General features: G+C 71.6%; 14 protein-coding genes. 9 read left to right on the top strand and 5 right to left on the bottom strand.

Features of this window, described 5'->3' with window-relative positions; translation table 11 throughout:
* The first annotated feature begins 286 nt into the window (after positions 1 to 286).
* The 5 genes from ASG53_RS02840 (at position 287) to ASG53_RS02820 (ending at position 9,366) form a co-directional block, all read left to right on the top strand.
* The gene (locus tag ASG53_RS02840) at positions 287 to 1,318 is read left to right on the top strand and encodes a hypothetical protein (protein ID WP_056128208.1); all 1,032 of its coding nucleotides are present in this window, start codon (positions 287 to 289) and stop codon (positions 1,316 to 1,318) included.
* A gap of 433 nt (positions 1,319 to 1,751) precedes the next feature.
* Positions 1,752 to 4,412, top strand: coding sequence for a helicase-associated domain-containing protein (locus ASG53_RS02835; protein ID WP_056128205.1), 2,661 nt, complete (start codon positions 1,752 to 1,754; stop codon positions 4,410 to 4,412).
* A gap of 100 nt (positions 4,413 to 4,512) precedes the next feature.
* Positions 4,513 to 6,192: a DNA repair helicase XPB gene (locus tag ASG53_RS02830; protein ID WP_056128201.1), complete on the top strand. Its 1,680-nt coding sequence runs from the start codon at positions 4,513 to 4,515 to the stop codon at positions 6,190 to 6,192.
* A gap of 168 nt (positions 6,193 to 6,360) precedes the next feature.
* Positions 6,361 to 8,418 carry a TPM domain-containing protein gene (locus ASG53_RS02825; RefSeq protein ID WP_156382642.1) on the top strand — a complete coding sequence of 686 codons (2,058 nt, stop codon included), beginning with the start codon at positions 6,361 to 6,363 and terminating at the stop codon, positions 8,416 to 8,418.
* Between the two features lie 177 nt (positions 8,419 to 8,595).
* Positions 8,596 to 9,366 (top strand): PspA/IM30 family protein, encoded by a 771-nt coding sequence (locus ASG53_RS02820; RefSeq protein ID WP_056128196.1) that lies wholly within the window; start codon positions 8,596 to 8,598, stop codon positions 9,364 to 9,366.
* A gap of 106 nt (positions 9,367 to 9,472) precedes the next feature.
* Here the strand turns inward: ASG53_RS02820 and ASG53_RS02815 are convergent, their stop codons facing one another.
* Positions 9,473 to 10,219, bottom strand: a complete 747-nt coding sequence (locus ASG53_RS02815) for a type 1 glutamine amidotransferase (protein WP_056128192.1) — start codon at positions 10,217 to 10,219, stop codon at positions 9,473 to 9,475.
* A gap of 339 nt (positions 10,220 to 10,558) precedes the next feature.
* Here ASG53_RS02815 and ASG53_RS02810 point away from each other — a divergent pair, with 339 nt between their 5' ends.
* The 4 genes from ASG53_RS02810 (at position 10,559) to ASG53_RS02795 (ending at position 14,456) form a co-directional block, all read left to right on the top strand.
* Positions 10,559 to 11,137, top strand: a complete 579-nt coding sequence (locus ASG53_RS02810) for an NYN domain-containing protein (RefSeq protein ID WP_056128190.1) — start codon at positions 10,559 to 10,561, stop codon at positions 11,135 to 11,137.
* Positions 11,138 to 11,186: 49 nt separating this feature from the next.
* Positions 11,187 to 11,906, top strand: coding sequence for a response regulator transcription factor (locus tag ASG53_RS02805; protein ID WP_056128188.1), 720 nt, complete (start codon positions 11,187 to 11,189; stop codon positions 11,904 to 11,906).
* Positions 11,907 to 11,909: 3 nt separating this feature from the next.
* Positions 11,910 to 13,550, top strand: a complete 1,641-nt coding sequence (locus ASG53_RS02800) for a sensor histidine kinase (protein WP_082543736.1) — start codon at positions 11,910 to 11,912, stop codon at positions 13,548 to 13,550.
* A gap of 174 nt (positions 13,551 to 13,724) precedes the next feature.
* On the top strand, positions 13,725 to 14,456 hold the full coding sequence (locus ASG53_RS02795) for an HD domain-containing protein (protein ID WP_056128186.1): 732 nt from the start codon (positions 13,725 to 13,727) through the stop codon (positions 14,454 to 14,456).
* On the opposite strand, the gene ASG53_RS02790 is transcribed toward ASG53_RS02795, so the two are convergent.
* From ASG53_RS02790 to ASG53_RS02775, 4 genes are read right to left on the bottom strand one after another with little or no spacing between them, the layout of a single operon-like run.
* Positions 14,453 to 16,276 carry an alpha-glucosidase gene (locus tag ASG53_RS02790; protein ID WP_056128182.1) on the bottom strand — a complete coding sequence of 608 codons (1,824 nt, stop codon included), beginning with the start codon at positions 16,274 to 16,276 and terminating at the stop codon, positions 14,453 to 14,455. The two genes, ASG53_RS02795 and ASG53_RS02790, sit on opposite strands and share 4 nt — an antisense overlap.
* A complete protein-coding gene (locus ASG53_RS02785; RefSeq protein WP_056128179.1) occupies positions 16,273 to 17,190 on the bottom strand; it encodes a carbohydrate ABC transporter permease in 918 nt (305 codons plus the stop codon). The genes ASG53_RS02790 and ASG53_RS02785 overlap by 4 nt, the downstream gene beginning before the upstream one ends.
* A complete protein-coding gene (locus tag ASG53_RS02780; protein WP_056128175.1) occupies positions 17,190 to 18,131 on the bottom strand; it encodes a carbohydrate ABC transporter permease in 942 nt (313 codons plus the stop codon). Before ASG53_RS02780 ends, ASG53_RS02785 begins: the two co-directional genes overlap by 1 nt.
* A 10-nt stretch (positions 18,132 to 18,141) precedes the next feature.
* Complete coding sequence (locus tag ASG53_RS02775) at positions 18,142 to 19,617, bottom strand: ABC transporter substrate-binding protein (protein WP_235533810.1); 1,476 nt, start codon at positions 19,615 to 19,617, stop codon at positions 18,142 to 18,144.
* Between the last annotated feature and the right edge of the window lie 3 nt (positions 19,618 to 19,620).

Here is a 19,620-nt window from a genome sequence, read left to right as displayed (position 1 = left end):
CGGGCGGAGGGGCGGCGTCCACAGGGCGCTGTGCCCGGTCCGTCGGCGTCGGGCGGAGGGGCGGCGTCCACAGGACGCTGTGCTCGCTCCGTCGGCGTCGGGCGGAGGGGCGGCGTCCACAGGACGCTGTGCCCGGTCCGTCGGCGGGCGGCGGGCGGCGGGCGGCGGGCGGCGGGCGGCGGGCGGCGGGCGGCGGGCGGCGTCCACAGGATGCCGTGCCGACGGCGGGTGCACAGGCGCTCTGTCAACGGGTGCGATCGGTGGTCAGAAGCCGTGGGATCTGTGCATGAGACTCGACCTGCTCCCCGCACGACAGCGCCCCGACCAGGGCCAGCACGACCGCCCCACGCCGCTCGTCGTCCCGCGAGTGGTGATCCCGGACGTCGTCCTGGCTCGCGACCTGCCGCGCGGGACTCTCGATGCCGAGGTGAGAGACGGGCGCCTCGTCAGGGTCGGGCGCGGCGCCTACGTGTCTTGCGACGGGACGTCTCCGACAGAGACCGCCGATGGTCGTCGGCGCCTAGAGCTCGCCCGGATCGCCGCGGTCGTCGCCCAGACCAGAGCCGCTGGCGTCGTCAGCCACCAGTCAGCGGCGCTCGTCTGGGGACTCCCGACCTGGCACCTGCCGACGACAGTCCATCTCTTCCACCCGGTCCGGAGGTCGAGCCGGAGCGCGGGGGACATCACCTGGCACGAGGCCGGGTCAGGTGGACGCCCGACGCTGCAGCTCTCCGGGCTCTGCATCACGAACCTCGAGCAGACTGTCGTCGACTGCCTCAGGACAGCACCCCCGCTCGACGCTCTGGTCATCACCGACGCTGCGCTGGCGCGAGGAGCAGACCGCGGGGAGATCGAACGCCTCCTGACCAGCGTCAGCGGTCGGCGTGGGGCCTCTCGTGGCCGCGAGCTCCTCGACCTGGCGGACGCCGGGGCGCAGTCACCCTGGGAGAGCGTCTGCCGTGTGGTCCTGCAGGCAGTCGGCCTCCCGGCACCGGAGACACAGGTGCAAGTCGACACGTACCTCGGTCGCTTCTACGCCGACCTCGGCTGGAGGCAGTGGCGGTTCCTCGTCGAGTTCGACGGAGCGACGAAGTACTCCGGGGACGACCGTGCGGCGACCTCCGCCCTGATGGCGGAGAAGCGCCGACAGCACGCCGTGGAGGACGAAGGTTGGCGGGTCCTGCGCGCCACCGCCGCAGACCTCGGACGGTCGTTGCTCCTGGTCCAGCGCCTCCGAAGACTCCTGCCCGAACCCGCCTTCCGCTCCAGCCGCCCCCGTCCCCACCTCCTGACAGACCTCCACCACGCCCCGTCCTGACTCACCTCTCCTCACCCCGTCTCGCACCGCCCTCCCCTCCCCGTCCTGTCCCTTCCCGACCCTCCCGCTTCCGCTTCCGCTTCCCGACCCTCCCGCTTCCGCTTCCGCTTCCCGACCCTCCCGCTTCCGCTTCCGCTTCCCGACCCTCCCGCACATTCCCCTTCCCGCCCCTCCCGCCCCTTCCCTCGCGAACAGGGGTCTCCAACCCCGCGGACGCCAGTCGAGATCGTGACTTCGGAGCGAGATCGATCCTTCTCCGTCACGATCTCGCTCCGAAGTCACGATCTCGCGGGAGGAGGACTGGGCTGGAGGAGGACAGGGGTGGGGAGGACAGGCGGAGGACAGGGCTGGTGAGAGGGGTGAGGGCGGGAGGAGGACCGGGAGGGGTGGGCTGTGCGGACAGCGTGCGGGACTGGCGCGTAAAGTCGTGCGGATGGTCACCTTCAGCGACTCGGTGCGGGCGAGAGACGACGCCCGGCTCGTCGCGCTGCTGTCTCGGCGGCCCGACCTCGCGTCCCCCTCCCCCTCGACGCTGCTCTCGCTCGCCGCCCGCGCGATGAGCCGCGCGAGCGTCCACCGCGCCGTGGTGAGCCTGGACGTCGCGCACCTGGAGGTCCTCGAGGCTGTCCACGTGCTCGAGACGATCGGCGACGAGGCGACCGACGAGCGCATCCTCTCGGCAGTCCTCGGCAGCTCGCCCGAGCCTGACGACGCGGCGCGCCTCGCGCAGATCCTCGCCGACCTCGACGAGTCGGCGCTGCTCTGGCGCCCGACCCCGACGACGTACCGCGTGGCTCCGGGCGTCGACGAGGTGCAGGACACCTTCCCCGCCGGGCTCGGACCGTCGGCATCCGGTGCCCTGACAGCCTCCGGCAGCAGCTCCACCTCAGGCAGCAGCTCAGGCACCAGCACCAGCTCCGGCCGCGGCACCACCGCAGCCGCCGGCGCGAGCGCCAGCACCACCTCGAGCACCAGCCCAGGCCCCGCAGCGCAGACCGACTGGTCCCTCGCCGTCACCCCGGAGATGCACGAGGCCCTCGCCTCGGCGCCCGCCGGTGCGCGCTCGATCCTCGCGGCCCTCACCTGGGGTCCGCCCGTGGGCCGGATGCCGAGCACAGCCGACGGCCCGACCGCCGCCCCGACCCGCTGGCTGCTCGAGCACGGCTTCGTCCGCAAGGCCGACGCGCACCACGTCCTGCTGCCGCGCGAGGTCGCCCTCGCCCTGCGGGAGGGGCGGACGCACCGCGGGCTGAGCACACCTCCCCAGCTCCCGCCGGCGACCCTCGACCCGGCGACCGTCGAGGCCGAGTCGGCCCGCGCGGCGCAGGAGATCACACGCCTCGTCGCCGACCTCGTGGCCCTCTGGCAGGAGACACCCGCGGCGATGCTGCGCTCGGGTGGTCTCGGCGTCCGCGACCTGCGCCGTCTCGGGCTGCGTCTCGAGGTCGACGAGCGCACGGCGGCCTTCGTGGTCGAGCTCGCCGCCATGGCCGGGCTCGTGGTCGACGACGGCGACGACCCCGCCTCCTACGCCCCGACCCTCGACGCCGACGACTGGCTCGCCGACGACCTCCCCCGCCGCTGGACCACCCTCGTGACAGCCTGGCACTCCTCGGCCCGCACCCCCTGGCTGGTCGGCAGCCGCGACGAGCGGGGCGCGCTGCGCAGCGCGCTCGAGCCCGAGCTCCACAGGGCCTGGGTCCCCAGGCTGCGCAGCGAGGTCCTCGGCGTGCTGCACGCCGCCCCGGGCGCGCCGGTGACCGCCGACCAGATCACCTCCGTCCTGCGGTGGCGCGCCCCACGCGCCGTGCCACCCCACGAGGCCGTCGACGCGCTCCTCGTCGAGTCTGCGCTGCTCGGCGTGACAGGTGCCGGGGCGCTCTCCGCAGCGGGTGCCGTCCTCGCCGGCGTCCCTGTCCTCACCGTCGCCGACGACGCGGCCCGCGCCGCGCTCGCCTCGGCGATGGGCGCGGCGCTGCCCGAGGCCGTCGACGACCTGCTGCTCCAGGGCGACCAGACGGGCATCGTCCCCGGTCGACCGTCACCCGCCCTCGAGGCGCTGCTCGCCGACTCTGCCGTGGTGGAGTCGCGCGGCTCGGCGATCACCGTGCGCTTCACCCCCGAGTCGGTCACCCGGGCCCTCGACGCGGGCCGCACGGGCGAAGAGCTGCTCGCCGAGCTCGCCGTGCACTCCCGCTCGGGCGTTCCCCAGCCCCTCGAGTACCTCGTGCGGGACGCCGCCCGGCGGCACGGCCAGCTGCGGCTCGGGGCCGCGTCGGCCTACGTCAGGGTCGAAGACCCGGTGCTCCTCGCCGGGCTGGTCGAAGACCCCCGCCTGCGCGGCCTCGGGCTGTTCCGCATCGCACCGACTGTCCTCGCCTCGTCGGCCGCGCCGTCCCAGCTGCTCGCGGCGCTCCGCGAGCGCGGTCTCGCCCCGGCGATGGAGGGCCCCGACGGCCAGGTGGTGCACGCCGACCGCCGCACCCCTCGTGTCCGTCTCGCCGGTCGGCGTGGTCGACGCCGCGCGCCCGGCGTCGACGGCTCGGCACGCGCCGTGGCACCGGACCGTCCGGACCGCCTGCAAGCTCTCGTCGCCGTGCTGCGCCGCGGCGAGGAGCAGGCCCGCGCGGCGCAGGCCGCAGGGACCGCAGGGACCGCCCAGCCGAACCCGACAGCACCAGGCGCGGCGTCGGGAGGACGCGCGGCGACCACCTCGGGTCCCGGCCGGACCGCGAGCCCCGGCCGCACTGCTGGCGGCGGCGTCTCCGCAGGTCGCGGCCGCAGCGCTGACGGCTCGGCAGCACCGTCCTCCGCGAGCGCGAGCACCGGCACGTCCTCGACCTCCGCGGGCCAGCCCGGTGAGGGAACAACGGAACCTGTCGTCGCGTTGGCACTGCTGCGTGAGGCGGCGGCCGATGGTCGTGAGGTGCTCGTCGACATCGTCGGCCCTTCAGGGGACCTGACCCGTCGTCGGCTCCGCCCGACGCGTCTGGACGCCGGTCGCCTGCGGGCTGTCGACGTCGCTCGCGAGTCCGAGCTCACCGTCGCCGTGCACCGCATCGCGAACGTCGAGCCCATCCCCGGCGCACCATGAGCCGTTCCTGACCCTCCGACTCTCCCGCACCTCGCCTCCGGGCGACCGGCGCGGGCACGCACCTCGCTCGACAGACCACCCACCCCAGGGAGAACGCTGCATGCCTGACGGCCCACTCATCGTCCAGAGCGACAAGTCCCTGCTGCTCGAGGTCGACCACCCGCAGTCCGACGCGGCGCGCCGCGCGATCGCGCCCTTCGCCGAGCTCGAGCGCGCCCCGGAGCACGTGCACACCTACCGCCTGACGCCGCTCGGGCTGTGGAACGCGCGCGCCGCGGGTCACGACGCCGAGCAGGTCGTCAACGTGCTGCTGGCCTTCAGCCGGTACGCGGTCCCGCACGCGCTGCTGGTCGACGTCGCGGAGACGATGTCGCGGTACGGGCGGCTCACGCTGTCCAAGCACCCGGTCCACGGCCTGGTGCTCGAGACCACGGACCGTGCCGTGCTCGCCGAGGTGATGAAGTCGAAGCGGACCGCCGGGCTGTTCGGCGACCGCATCGACGACGACACCGTGTCGGTCCACGCCTCGGAGCGCGGCCACCTCAAGCAGGTGCTGCTCAAGCTCGGCTGGCCCGCCGAGGACCTCGCGGGGTACGTCGACGGCGAGAAGCACCCGATCGACCTCAGCCCGACCGACCCCGGCCACGGCGACAAGCCCTGGGAGATGCGCCCCTACCAGCAGCAGGCCGTCGACGGGTTCTGGCACGGTGGCAGCGGTGTCGTGGTGCTGCCCTGCGGTGCGGGCAAGACGATCGTCGGCGCCGGAGCGATGGCCAGGTCCGGCACGACGACGCTCATCCTCGTGACCAACACCGTCTCGGCCCGGCAGTGGCGCGACGAGCTCGTGCGCCGCACGACGCTCACCGAGGACGAGATCGGCGAGTACTCCGGTGCCCGCAAGGAGATCCGCCCCGTCACCATCGCGACCTACCAGGTGCTGACGACCAAGCGGAAGGGCGTGTACACGCACCTCGAGCTGCTGGACGCCCGCGACTGGGGTCTCGTGGTCTACGACGAGGTGCACCTGCTCCCGGCGCCGATCTTCCGCATGACGGCCGACCTCCAGGCCCGCCGCCGGCTCGGTCTGACGGCGACGCTCGTCCGTGAGGACGGCCGTGAGGACGAGGTCTTCTCGCTCATCGGCCCCAAGCGCTACGACGCCCCGTGGAAGGACATCGAGGCGCAGGGCTACATCGCCCCGGCCGACTGCGTCGAGGTGCGTCTGACGCTCCCCGAGCGCGACAGGATGCTCTACGCGACGGCCGAGCCCGAGGACAAGTACAGGCTCGCGGCCTGTGCACCGGGCAAGAACGCGATCGTGGAGAGGCTGGTCAAGCTGCACGAGGGCGACCCGACGCTCGTCATCGGCCAGTACATCGACCAGCTCGAAGAGCTCGGCGAGCACCTCGACGCACCTGTCATCACGGGGGCGACGTCGGTCAAGGAGCGTCAGCGGCTCTTCGACGCCTTCAGGACAGGTGAGATCACCAAGCTCGTGGTGAGCAAGGTCGCGAACTTCTCGATCGACCTGCCCGAGGCCTCGGTCGCCATCCAGGTGTCGGGGTCCTTCGGCTCCCGCCAGGAGGAGGCCCAGCGCCTCGGCCGGGTCATGCGCCCGAAGGCCGACGGGCGCACAGCGCACTTCTACGCGGTGGTCGCCCGCGACACCGTCGACCAGGAGTTCGCGGCGCACCGGCAGCGGTTCCTGGCCGAGCAGGGCTACGCCTACAGGATCGTGGACGCCGACGACATCGAGCAGGTCACGGACGAGCGCGCCTGACCCAGCAGGCAGGCCTGCCGCCCGCTCGACCGGCCAGGCTCGCCGGGCGCGTGCACACCGCTCGCGCCGGTCCGGCTGCACGGTCGCCAGCATTGCCGGGGCCGTCGACGGGGTCGTCCCGTCGGCGGCCCCGTTGCGGTCTTCTCGCAGGTAGCGCAGGATCGCAGGGTGGACCCTGCGCGTGCGTACCCGACTGTCCGGCACCCTGCTGCGCCCATGACCCGCCTCGACAGACCGGCGCTCGAGATCCGTGCCGCCCTCGCAGCGCTGCTCGCGGTCCTGGCCCTCGTGCTCCTCGCGCCGTCTGCCCGCGCGGACGAGCCGCTGAACCTGCCGACCGACGTCACCGACACCGCTGGCGTCCTCGACGAGGGTGCGGTCCGCTCGGCCCTCGACGCGCTCCGCGACGACACGGACCAGCAGCTGTTCGTCGCCTACGTCCCCACCTTCGACGGTGCCGACGGCCCGGCGTGGGCCGAGGAGACCTTCGCGCTGTCGGGCATGGGGACGAACGACGTGCTCCTCGCCGTCGCCGTGGACGACCGCCGGTACGCGCTCTACGTCGGTCCGGGCAACCCGCTCACGGACGACCAGCTCGACGCCGTCGAGGTCGCCGTCGAAGACCGTCTCGCGCAGGACGACTGGACAGGCGGGGCCGTCGCCGCCGCCGACACCCTGCGCTCAGAGCTCACCGGAGGCTCGGGACCAGGCGCGTTCACGGTCCTGCTGGTCGGCGGTCTCGTGGTGATCGCCCTGATCGCCCTCGTGGCCTGGGCCGCCGCGCGACGTCGCCGCAGCGCGGGCAACCCCGCCGAGGGTGGCCTCTCGACCCTGCCGACCGACGAGCTCGAGCGGCGCGCGAGCACCGCCCTCGTCGCCGTCGACGACGACCTCAAGACCGCCGAGCAAGAGCTCGGATTCGCCCAGGCCCAGTTCGGCCCCGAGGCGACAGCCTCCTACGAGGCTGCGCTGGCCGCCGCCAAGGGCGCCGTCACCCGCGCCTTCACCCTGCGCCAGCAGCTCGACGACTCGACCCCCGAGACCGAGCCCCAGAAGCGGGTCATGCTCGCCGAGATCATCGGGCTGTGCGACCAGGTCACGGAGTCCCTCGACGCCGAGGGCGCCCAGCTGACCGAGCTCCGCAACCTGCAGGCCACGGTCCCCGAGGTGCTCGCCGAGACCCGTGAGCGGATCACGACGGCTCGCGCGCGGGTCGAGCCGGCCCGCGGGGCCCTCGCCTCCCTGGCCGTCACCTACCCGGCCTCGGCCCTCACCTCGGTGTCCGCCAACCCAGACCAGGCGGTCCGCCTCCTCGACGCCGCCGCCGACTCGGTGACCGCGGGCGAGGCGGCCGTGACGGGCGGCGACAGGGCGACGGCTGTCGGCCACTCCCGCGCCGCGTCGCAGGCCGTCGGTCAGGCCCTCGTGCTCCTCGACGCCGTGGACTCGGCCGGTGCGGACCTGGCCAGCGCCGGTCCGCGCCTCGACGCCGCCCTCACGTCGATCGCCTCCGACCTCGCCGACGCCGACAGGCTGGGTGCGGGTGACCCGGCCGTCTCGGCTGCGGCCGACCGCGCACGCAGCGTCGTCGCGCAGGCCCAGGCCGCGCGGTCCGGCGGCGACCCGCTCGCCGCGATCCGCGACGTCACCGAGGCCGAGGCCGCGCTCGACACGGCCCTCGCACCCCGACGCGAGGCCGACGAGCAGCGTGCCAGGGCTGCGGCTCTGCTCGCGGAGACCCTCGGCCGGGTCGGGTCGCAGATCACCGCGGTGTCCGACTTCATCACCACCCGCAAGGGGGCCGTCGGCCCGGAGGCCCGCACCCGGCTCTCGGAGGCCACCCGGCTCTTCGACGAGGCCCGGGCACTGGCGCCCTCCGACCCCGTGACGGCGCTCGACACCGTCCGTCGGTGCGAGCAGCTCGTGCAGTCGGCGCAGCAGCTGGCGCAGGCCGACGTGCAGTCCTGGGAGAACCGTCAGGGGCCGGGCAGCGGCGGGTCGAACGTCGGGGGCATGATCCTCGGCGGCATCCTCATCGACTCGATCTTGCGCGGCGGCTCCGGCAGCCGCGGAGGCTACGGCGGCGGAGGAGGTTTCGGCGGAGGCGGCTTCGGTGGTGGCTTCGGGGGCGGCGGACGCAGCCGTGGCGGTGGCTTCGGGGGCGGCGGCGGCCGGAGCGGAGGCAGCCGCGGAGGCGGCGGTCGCAGCAGGGGCGGTCGCTTCTAGCCGGCCGCCGCAACGCAGGTCCGCCGCAGACGGGAGCACGTCAGACCACGCCGGACCACGAGCAGAGCACGGCACGCGCCGTGCGCACCACACGTCCGGGCGGCGCAGCCCACCGCCGGGCACGCACCTCACAGAGCACGCACCTCACACAGCACGCACGAGAGAGAAGGCACGCACATGGCACAGAAGCAGAGCATCTTCGGACGGGTCGCGCAGCTGGCGAAGGCCAACATCAACGCCCTCCTCGACGGCGCGGAGGACCCCCAGAAGATGCTGGACCAGCTGGTCCGCGACTACACGAACAACATCGCGGAGGCCGAGCAGGCCGTCGCCCTGACCATCGGCAACCTGCGTCTCGCCGAGCAGGACTACAACGAGGACGTCGCTGCCGTCCAGGAGTGGGGCAGCAAGGCCGTCGCCGCGTCGCAGCGCGCCGACCAGTACCGCGCGGCGGGCAACACCGCCGACGCGGACAAGTTCGACAACCTCGCCAAGATCGCCCTGCAGAAGCAGATCTCGTCCGAGACCGAGGTTCGGCAGGCCGAGCCGTCGATCACCGCGCAGCGCGAGACCGTCGAGAAGCTCAAGACCGGCCTCACGCAGATGAAGTCCAAGCTGGCCGACCTCAAGTCCCGTCGGGACTCGCTCGTCGCGCGGCAGAAGACGGCCGAGGCCCAGCAGACCGTGCAGGGAGCGCTCAGCTCGATCAACGTGCTCGACCCCACGAGCGAGATCTCGCGCTTCGAGGAGAAGGTCCGCCGCGAGGAGGCCAAGGCCATCGGTCAGGCCGAGGTCGCGGCGTCCTCGCTCGACGCGCAGTTCGAAGAGCTCGAGGCCTCGGGCGCGCAGATCGAGATCGAGGCACGGCTCGCCGCCCTCAAGTCGGGCAGCACGGCCGGCGCCCCGCAGATCAGCAGCACGCCGGTCACCCCGTCGATCGAGGGCTGACACCGGTCGAGGGCTGACAGCCACGTCCGAGGGCCGGCGCGCACGGCCCGCTGCTCACCGCGCAGGAGCGCCGAGCAGCGGGCCGTCGCGCTGCCTCGCTGTCGGCTCAGACGAGCACGGACTCCGTGCTGGTCGTGAGGACCTGCTCGACGAAGGCCCGAGCGAGCTCCGCGCCGTTCGTCTCGGCCCGCTCGGCCGCCTGGGCGAGGCTCTCGAGGGCCTCGGCACGCTCGGCCGGCTCGGCGTCGGCGAGCCACTGCTCGAGCATCGCCGCGTCGGCCTCCGGGTGGAACTGGACCGCGAGGGCCGAACCGAGCCTGAAGGCCTGGAAGGGGTACATGTTCGACGAGGCGAGCCAGACGGCGTCGCGGGGCAGCTCGCTCACGGCGTCGGCGTGGTCGGTCGGGTAGACGCTCGCACGTCCACCCACCTCGGCCGCAGCGCGGGCCGTCGCGCCGACGACAGCATCGGTGCGCGCCTCGGGACGCCAGAAGATCCTGACCGCTCCGGACTCGCGCCCGGGAGGGGCTGCGACGGTCACCTGGCCGCCGCCGGCGACGGCGAGCAGCTGGGCACCCAGGCAGACGGCGAGCGTCGGGACGCCCGAGGTCGCGGCGTCGAGCAGGAGCGTGCGCAGACCCGGCAGCCACGGGGTCCGCTCGTCGTCGTAGGCAGTGCCGTCGCCGCCGAGCACCACGAGTCCGGCGCCGAGGTCGGCGAGGGCCGGGAGGGCCTCGCCCGCGTGCGGGCGGACAGTCCTCACGGTGAGTCCCGCCGCGGTCAGGTGCTGCTCGAAGGAGCCGAGCGGGGCGTCGGGGGCGTTCTCGATCACGGTCACGTGTGCTGCAGTCATCAGAATCATCCTCAGGGCTGGTGCACCACCGGGGCGGTGGCAGGAAGAGACGACGGTCAGCAGCGCTGGTGACCGCACTCGCTGGGGGCGAGCATCTGCCCACGGTACGGCTGCCCGCGGCGCCCTCCCAAACGCCGAGGTCAGATCGTTACCATCTCGCAGCCGATCGCGCACCCGGAAGGTCCGCGACGGGCCCTCCGACCGGGCCCGGACGGTGCTGACGCAGGGTCGGCGGGACGTGCGTGCGGGGGCTAGAAGACCTGCCCGACCCGCGTCCTGACGCCGTCCGCACCTGTGGACGATGCCGCTCGGAGCGGCCCTGCGACCTATAGTCGTCTCATGTCCGGCATCGAAACGCGCAGCGCGCGTCCCACGTACCTGCTCGTCGACGGCGAGAACATCGACGCCACCCTCGGCATGAACGTCCTGGGGCACCGCCCCGCCCCCGAGGAGCGCCCGCGCTGGGACCGCATCTCGGAGTTCGCGCTGTCCCTGTGGGGCCAGCCGGTCACCCCCCTGTTCTTCCTCAACGCCTCCTCCGGCCAGATGCCGATGCCCTTCGTGCAGGCGCTGCTCGCGATGGGCTACCGCCCGATCCCGCTGGCCGGCGCGAGCCACGAGAAGGTCGTGGACATGGGTATCCAGCGCACCCTCGAGGCCATCAAGGACGTCGACGGCGACGTCCTGCTCGCCAGCCACGACGGTGACTTCCTGCCGCAGGTCGAGGCCCTCCTCGACGGCGAGCGCCGTGTCGGGCTCATGTGCTTCCGCGAGTTCGTCAACGGCCGCCTCAACGAGCTGAGCGCCCGCGGGCTGCAGTTCTTCGACCTCGAAGAGACCGTCGGCGCCTTCACGACCCCGCTGCCGCGCGTGCGCATCATCCCGATCGAGGAGTTCGACCCGCTCCGCTACATCTGACCCAGGTGCCTCTCAGGCACCTCTCAGCGAACAGTCGCACACTGGTGGCATGACCGAACCCGAAGCACGTCTCGTCGTGGTCGACGACGAGCCGAACATCAGAGAGCTGCTCGCGACCTCGCTGCGCTTCGCAGGCTTCGAGGTCTTCGCGGCCGAGGACGGCATGAGCGCGCTCAAGCTCGTCCGCGACACCGAGCCCGACCTCGTCGTGCTCGACGTGATGCTGCCCGACATGGACGGCTTCACAGTCACCCGTCGCATGCGCGAGAAGGGCCAGCACATGCCCGTGCTGTTCCTCACCGCGCGCGACGACACCCAGGACAAGATCACCGGGCTGACGGTCGGCGGCGACGACTACGTCACCAAGCCCTTCAGCCTCGAAGAGGTCGTAGCGCGCATCCGTGCCGTGCTGCGACGCACCCACGCGACCCCTGTCGACGACGCCGTGCTGCGCTTCGCAGACCTCGAGCTCGACGACGACTCGCACGAGGTGCGCCGCGGCGGCCGCGTGATCGACCTCTCGCCGACAGAGTTCAAGCTGCTGCGCTACCTCATGCTCAACCCGGGCCGGGTGCTGTCCAAGGCGCAGATCTTGGACCACGTGTGGCAGTACGACTGGGGCGGCGACGCGAACATCGTCGAGTCGTACATCTCGTACCTGCGGCGCAAGATCGACAACGCCCCGCTGCCGGACGGCTCGATGCCGGAGCCGCTCATCGCGACCAAGCGCGGCGTCGGCTACCTGCTCCGCCAGCCACCCAAGAGGTAGCGCGTGGCGCAGCACCACGAGCCGCCGGTCCCGCCGCCCCCGCCTGCCGACCAGCAGGCGGGTGGCGGCGCTGCCGTCGACCCCGCGCGCGGCTCCGGTGCCCCGGCCGACGAGACCCCCGCAGCGCCTGCGGGCCTGCAGGGCGAGGGCGAGTACGTCGGACCTGTCACCGCCTTCTGGGCCCGCACCCCGCTGCGCGCCCGGCTGATCGCGATCGTCACCGCGATGCTGCTCGCCGGTCTCGGCATCTCCGTGGCCCTCACCTCGACAGTGCTGTCCCGCTACCTCACCGACCAGCTCGACACGCAGCTCAACGTGACCGCGAGCCAGGTCGTCCCCCAGGCGGTCTACGCCTACCGCGAGACCGGCCAGGCGTACCTGCCGAACGACTACTACATCCTCGCGTTCTTCCCCGAGGTCGGGAGCCGTCCGCTCGTCAGCGGGACCACGACGGAGAAGTACGGGATCCCGGCGATCACCGCGTACACCTTCACCCAGGACACCATCCCCTCAGGCGTCTTCACGGTCGACGGCGTCCAGGACGGCAACGGCGGGACGAGCGAGTGGCGCGCCCAGTACTTCGCGTTCGGGGACGGCAGCAAGATCACCGGCTATGTCGCCCTCCCCCTCGCCCCCGTCCAGCAGACCGTCGCGCAGATCCAGCGCATCCTCATCGTCACGACGCTCGCGCTCACGGTGCTCGGTGCCACCATCGGCTACGTCGCGATCCGCAGGTCCCTGCGCCCGCTGCACACCATCGAGCGCACAGCCGCGCGCATCGCCGACGGCGACCTCAGCCAACGCGTCCCGCAGGCCCCTGTCACGACGGAGGTCGGCAGCCTCGCGCGCTCGCTCAACACGATGCTCGCCCAGATCGAGCAGTCCTTCGACGCCCAGGAGGCCTCCGAGGCCCGCATGCGCCGCTTCGTCTCGGACGCGAGCCACGAGCTGCGCACCCCGCTCGCGACGGTCCGCGGCTACGGCGAGCTGTACAGGATGGGCGCGCTGACCACCCCTGACGCGATGGACGACACCATGCGGCGGATCGAGGACTCGGCCACCCGCATGGGCACGCTGGTCAACGACCTGCTCGCGCTCGCCCGCCTCGACGAGGGCCGACCGATCCGGTCGGACCCCGTGGACCTCGTGACGCTCGCCCGCGACTCCGTCGACGACCTGCACGCCCTCGACCCGAGCCGGACCGTGCGCCTCACAGCGCTCGACGGCGTCTCACCGCCAGCCCCGGTCACGGTGACCGGCGACGAAGACCGGCTGCGCCAGGTGCTCACCAACCTCATCGGCAACGTCGCCCAGCACACCCCGGCGGGCACAGCAGCCGAGATCGCCGTCGGCCCGGGCGAGGACCCGGAGCAGGTGGTCCTCGAGGTCCGCGACCACGGCCCCGGCATCCCGGCGGACCAGGCCGGCCGGGTCTTCGAGCGCTTCTACAGGGCCGACTCCTCGCGCAACCGCTCCTCGGGCGGCTCGGGGCTCGGCATGGCGATCGTCGCCGCGATCGTCGCCGCGCACCGCGGGACCGTCTCGGTCCACGAGACCGACGGCGGCGGGCTCACCGTCCGTGCCGTGCTGCCGGCCCAGAGCCGCGCCGACGACCTGCAAGAGCCTGGCGCGGCGACCGCCTGAGGGCAGGTGCCAGCCGGGCCGTCAGGCCAGCACCGGTCGGTCCCGGCGCGCCCCGCCGCACTCGTGACCTGCGCCGGTGCGCCGCCGCGCCAGAACAGGGCTAGCATTGCCGGTCGTCCCGACATCAACGTCTGGGACACCCGTGAAGACCGATACTCGTCGAAGGTTTGGTTCATGCTTCCTGGAAGCGTCGATGCACCGCAGTGGCTCATGTCGTCCTGGATCCGCAGCTGTCAGGCCGCAGGGGCGTCCGTCCCCGAGGCAGACCTCCGAGCGACAGGCCAGGCCCTGCTCGACCGCTGGAGCGAGCCGACGCGGTTCTACCACACGGTGAAGCACCTCGCCGACGTGCTCTCCCGCGTCGACGAGCTCGCCGAGGAGACCCACGAGCCCGACCTCGTCAGGCTCGCCGCCTGGTACCACGGCGCGATCTTCAACGCCGAGACCCGGGTCGCCTACGCCACGCAGGGCGGAGAGGACGAGGTCGCGAGCGCGGCCCTCGCCCGCACCGAGCTGGTCGGCATGGGCATCCGCGAGCAGTCGGCCGAGAGGGTGTCGCAGCTCGTCACGGCGCTCGCCCGCCACAAGCCGGCCCCCGGCGACTTCGACTGCGCGGTGCTCTGCGACGCCGACATGGCGATCCTCGCGGCCGAGCCGCAGCGCTACACCTGCTACGTCCGTGACATCCGCAAGGAGTACGAGCACATCCCGGTCCGCGACTACCTGGCCGCGCGGCACCGCATCCTCACCAAGCTCGTCAACCGCAAGTCGCTGTTCTCGAGCCCGGTGGCCGCCTCCTGGGAGGATGCCGCACGCCAGAACCTCGCGGGCGAGCTCGCCCGGGTCGAGAAGGAGATCTCGAAGCTCCCGGCCGAGCCCGTCCCGTCGGACGCCGAGGCCGTCTAGGCCTGTCGCGCCCGGAGCACCCTGACCTCCCACGGCGCGAGGACCTGCCCTGCGGCGGCAGCGCGCTCAGGGTAGTTGGCGACGACCACCTCGGCCTCCGCCCACCCGGCCAGCAGCGGCACCTCGAGATCGTCACCGGAGACGTTGCCCACGACGAGCAGCTGGTCGTCGTCTCCGTCGCGGGTGAAGGCGTAGAGCCGCTCGTGGTCGGGCTCGAGCATCGTGAAGCGCCCGAGCGCGACGGTGCTGTCGGTGTGCCGCAGCTCGATCAGCCGCTGGTAGAACGCGAAGACCGAGCGCCCCGACGCTCTGTCTGCCTCGACGTTGACCTCGACAGCGTGCGGGCTCACCGGGATCCACGGGGTCCCTGTCGTGAAGCCGGCCGTGGGGGTGGCGTCCCACTGCACGGGTGTCCGGGCGTTGTCCCGGCTCATCGCCCGCAGACCGGCGAGCACCTCGTCGGCCGGTCGTCCGCCCTCGACGACAGCCTCCCGGTAGTAGTTCACCGACTCGATGTCGCGGAAGTCCTCGGGCCCTGCGAAGGGCACGTTGGTCATGCCGATCTCTTCGCCCTGGTAGACGTACGGCGTGCCCCGGTGCAGGTGCAGGATCGCCGCCCAGAGCGTCGCGGACTCGTAGCGGTAGGTGCCGTCGTCGCCGAACCTCGAGACGTGCCGCGGCTGGTCGTGGTTGCCGAGGTACAGGCTGTTCCACCCGACGTCGGCGAGCCCCTCCTGCCACCGCCCCATCGAGCGCTTGAGCGCGACGAGGTCGAGCGGGCGCGGGTCGAACTTGTCGGTGCCCTGGTCGAGCGAGACGTGCTCGAACTGGAAGACCATGTCGAGCTCGCGGCGCGATGGGTCGGTGAACAGGCGTGCGTCGTCGACGGTCACCCCCGGCATCTCGCCGACGGTGATGAGGTCTGCCTCGCGCCCGGCGAAGACAGCCTCGTGCATCTCCTGCAGGAACTCGTGCAGTCGGGGCCCCATCTGGAAGCCGATCCCCGAGGCCTGCGCTCCCCCGTCCACCTGCTCGAGGTTCTTCGAGATGAGGTTGATGACGTCCATGCGGAAGCCGTCGACCCCACGGTCGAGCCAGCGGTTCATCATCGCGTAGACCGCCGCGCGGACCTCGGGGTTCTCCCAGTTGAGGTCAGGCTGCTGCGGGGCGAAGAGATGCAGGTAGAACTGCCCTGTCGTCTCGTCGAAGGTCCACGCGGGTCCGCTGAAGGCCGACCGCCAGTCGTTCGGCTCGACGGGTGCGACGGGTAGCTCCGCGGCTGTCGGGGCCTGCGGCGACGCTCCCTCCGCGGGCTCGACCGGCAGGTCCGACGCGGCGACGGCCCGCGGGTCGCGCCACCAGTACCAGTCCCGCTTGGCGTTGGTGAGCGACGAGCGGGACTCCTGGAACCAGGGGTGCTCGTCGCTCGTGTGGTTGACCACGAGATCCATGACGAGCTTCATCCCGCGTGCGTGGACGGCCTCGAGCAGCGCGTCGAAGTCGTCGAGCGTCCCGAAGATCGGGTCGATGCCCTCGTAGTCGGAGATGTCGTAGCCGTTGTCGTGCTGGGGCGAGGGGTAGACCGGCGAGAGCCAGAGGACGTCGACGCCGAGGTCGGCCAGGTGGTCGAGGCGCGAGAGGATCCCCCGGAGGTCGCCGATCCCGTCACCGTCGGAGTCCGCAAAGCTCCGCGGGTAGACCTGGTAGACGACCGCCCGGGTCCACCAGGCAGGCGTGCCCGGAGCACGCTCCTCGTCGTCTGGACCTGTCGTGCTCCGCGCTGTCGTGGACCGGACGGGTGCTGACTCGTGGACTGTCATTTGATCGACCCTCTCATCACGCCGGAGATCACCCATCGCTGGGCGAAGAGATAGACGAGCAGCAACGGTGCCATCGCCATGAGGTACGACGCGAACGCCGCTGTGTAGTTCGTGTTGAACTGCCCCTGGAACACGTAGTTGGCCAGCGGCAACGTCTGCGCCGCAGGGTCGGAGAGCACCACGAGCGGGAGCAGGAAGTCGTTCCAGGCCCACACGCAGGTGAGGATCCCGACAGTCGCGAGCATCGGGGAGAGCAGCGGGAAGACGATCTTGGTGAAGACCGTCCACGTCGACGCGCCGTCGAGCAGGGCCGCCTCTTCGAGCTCTACCGGGATCGACCGGATGAAGGCCGTGAAGAACAGGGTGTTCGTCGAGAGCCCGAAGACCGTGTAGAGCAGGATCAGCCCGCCCTGGTTGTCGAGCCCGAGCAACGACGTCTGCTTGACGACGGGCAGCATGATGATCGGGAACGGCACGAAGATCGCCGACACCAGGTAGAAGTAGATCCCCTTGAAGAGCCTGCGGTGCATGTTGCGTGCGATGGCGTAGGCGACCATCGCGTTGGTCGCGAGGGTGAGCAGCACCGCTCCGACGGTGATGAGCGCTGTGTTCATGAGCGCCCGAGGGAAGTTCGTGAGGTTCCACGCGTCCGCGAAGTTCTGCAGGTGGACCGAGGTGGGGAGCTCAAAACCGGAGCCACCGAGCTGGTCGGGGGTCTTGAGCGCTGTCACCACCGTGAAGTAGAGCGGGACGAGGACGGTGAGGGCGCACACCGCGAGCAGCGCGGTGAGCCACCAGTTGACCTGGCGCCCCTCCTCGTCGCGGCCACGGCGACGTCGCCGGACGGGGGTCGCCGGGACCGTGGCCGATCCAGGGGCAGTGGACGATGCTGGGGAAAGGGTTGGTGATGTCATCAGAACGACGCCTCCCGACGCTGGAGCACACGCAGCTGGAACACGGAGATGAGGACGATCACGACGAGGAAGATCACCGCGTTGGCGGTCTGGTAGGCGTACTCGCCGCCCTGGAACCCGCCTCTGTAGATGAGCAGGGACACCGACTGCGTCGACGTTCCCGGTCCGCCGGCCGTGAGGGCCATGATGTGGTCGAAGACCTGGAGGAAGTTCTTCAGCGAGAGCACCATGTTGATGGTGAAGAACGGCCCGATGAGCGGGAAGGTGATCGACGTGAACTTCCGCCACGTGCTCGCGCCGTCGAGGGACGCCGCCTCGTAGAGCTCGCCCGGGATCGTCTGGAGCCCGGCGAGGTAGATGATGATGTTGAAGGCCGCGGCCTGCCACACCGCGAGGATGACGATCCCCACCCACGCGAGGTCGGGGTTCGCCAGGATCGAGGTCGAGAGGGCGTCGATGCCCAGCCTCGAGGCGATCTCGGGGAGCGAGTTCGAGAACAGGTAGTTGAACACGTAGCCGATGACGAGGATCGACAAGATGTTCGGGATGAAGAAGATGCCGCGCAGGCCCGTCCGGAACTTGATGCGGGAGTTGAGGCCGATGGCGATCGCGAGGGCGATGACGTTGACGAGGACTGTCGAGACGAGCGCGAAGCCGAAGGTGAAGGCGTAGGCGTTGAGGACCTGGTCGTCCTTGAACAGGTTCACGTAGTTGGTGAACCAGGTGAAGTCCCACTCGCCGTAGCCGGCATAGTTCGTCATCGAGAAGAACACCCCGTTGAGCACGGGGATCGTGTGCAGCACGAAGAACAGCAGGACGGCCGGGAGCACCATCCAGTAGAAGGTCCGGGAGATCCGGCTCGTGCCGGGTCGGCGGCGTGCCGCGGCCCGGGAGGTCGTGGCACGCGGTGCACGCGCCGGGGCTGTCGAGGACATGGTCATGGTCGGTGCCTCATCGCTGGTTGGAGCGGGCTGCGACCTTGCGCCACTCGCTGTCGAGGTGGGTGAGGAAGGTGTCGACGTCTCCGTCGATGATCAGCTGCTGGAGCATCGGCTGGAGCGGGACGGCCGCCGGGATCTGGTGGTCGACGTAGCCGATGATCCGGCCCTGCTCGACGTAGTCGTCCAGCCCCGCGAGGTACGGGTTGGTCGACGGGGCTGCGTCGACGAGCGGGGAGAAGGTCGACTGTGCTGCGCCGTAGGCGTCGACGTTCTCGGGCCGCATCATGTACTCGACGAACTTCTCGACCTCCGCGCGGTGCGGGGTGTCCCGGCCGATCGCGAGGACCACGTCGACGCCCGTGACGAGCACGGTGTCCTCGGGGTCGTCGGTCACCGGGTACGGGAAGGTGCCGAGGTCGAGGTCAGGGTTGTTCTCGAGGATGGGCGCGATCGCGTACGTGCCCTGGAGGTACATCGCGGACTCGCCGTCGGCGAAGGCCTTGTTCCCGGCGTTGTAGTCGCGGCTGTCCCGGTTCGGCTGGTTGTAGGAGAAGAGCGTGACGAGCTTCTCCGTCGCCTCCCTGTAGTCCGTCGAGAATGACGGCTCCGAACCTGGTCCCGCGTCGGTGCCGAGCGCCCGCAGGTCGTCGAAGAACCCGTCGGGCTGGAGCGCCCCGGCGAGGTTGTTGAAGGACGGCAGCACAGTCCACTGGTCCTTGAGCGTGCCGTAGAAGGGTGTGACGCCCGCGGCCTGGAAGGTGTCCGCGGCGGCGAGGAGCTCGTCCCAGGTCTGCGGCACCTCGACGTCGTGCTCGGCGAAGATCGTCTTGTTGTAGATGATGCTCGAGGCCGCGAGCGCGAAGGGCACCCCGCTGATCTCGTCGTCGTGCTGGCCGAGGTCGGTGACGATCTTCACCGGGGCGTCGGCGACGGTGCTCATCACCGGCAGGTCCGTGACGTCCGCGAAGACCCCGGCGCGCGCGAGCTCACCGAAGGTCGCACCCGCGTTGAGGGTCATGACGTCGGGGATCTTGTCCTTGACCAGCAGGGTGCGCAGCGCCGTGTCCGCGTTCGGCACGTGGTTCTGCACCACCTCGATCCCCGGGTTCTCCGCCTCGAAGCCCTCGATGATCTCGTCGAACTGTGCGACGGCCTCGGGCTTGAACTGGAAGAAGTTGAGAGTCACGGTCCCGTCGTCGTCCGGGCCGCAGGCAGCGAGGGTCCCGACGGCGAGCGCCACGGCGACGAGGCTCGCGGCGGTCCGGGTCGCCCGTCCTGGCCTGGTGACGGGGAGCGGTCGCCCGGACCGGGCGGGCCGGGGCTGGTTCCCGGCGGTGCTCGGACCAGAGCGCCGCTCTGGTCCGGACCCGGGTCCGGGGTCGAGCGGGTCCTCGTGCCCGGCTCCGGGCGAGCGACCGCGCCGGGCCCTCGCCACCCTGTGGGACTCGTCCCGGGTGCTGTGCGGTGTCACGTCGTCGTGCGTCATGCT

The sequence above is a fragment of the Sanguibacter sp. Leaf3 genome, from assembly GCF_001425965.1.
In the GTDB taxonomy this organism is placed as follows: domain Bacteria; phylum Actinomycetota; class Actinomycetes; order Actinomycetales; family Cellulomonadaceae; genus Sanguibacter; species Sanguibacter inulinus.
The sequence above is the reverse complement of the archived record's forward strand: the minus strand, read 5'-3'. Positions and strand labels throughout refer to the sequence as shown.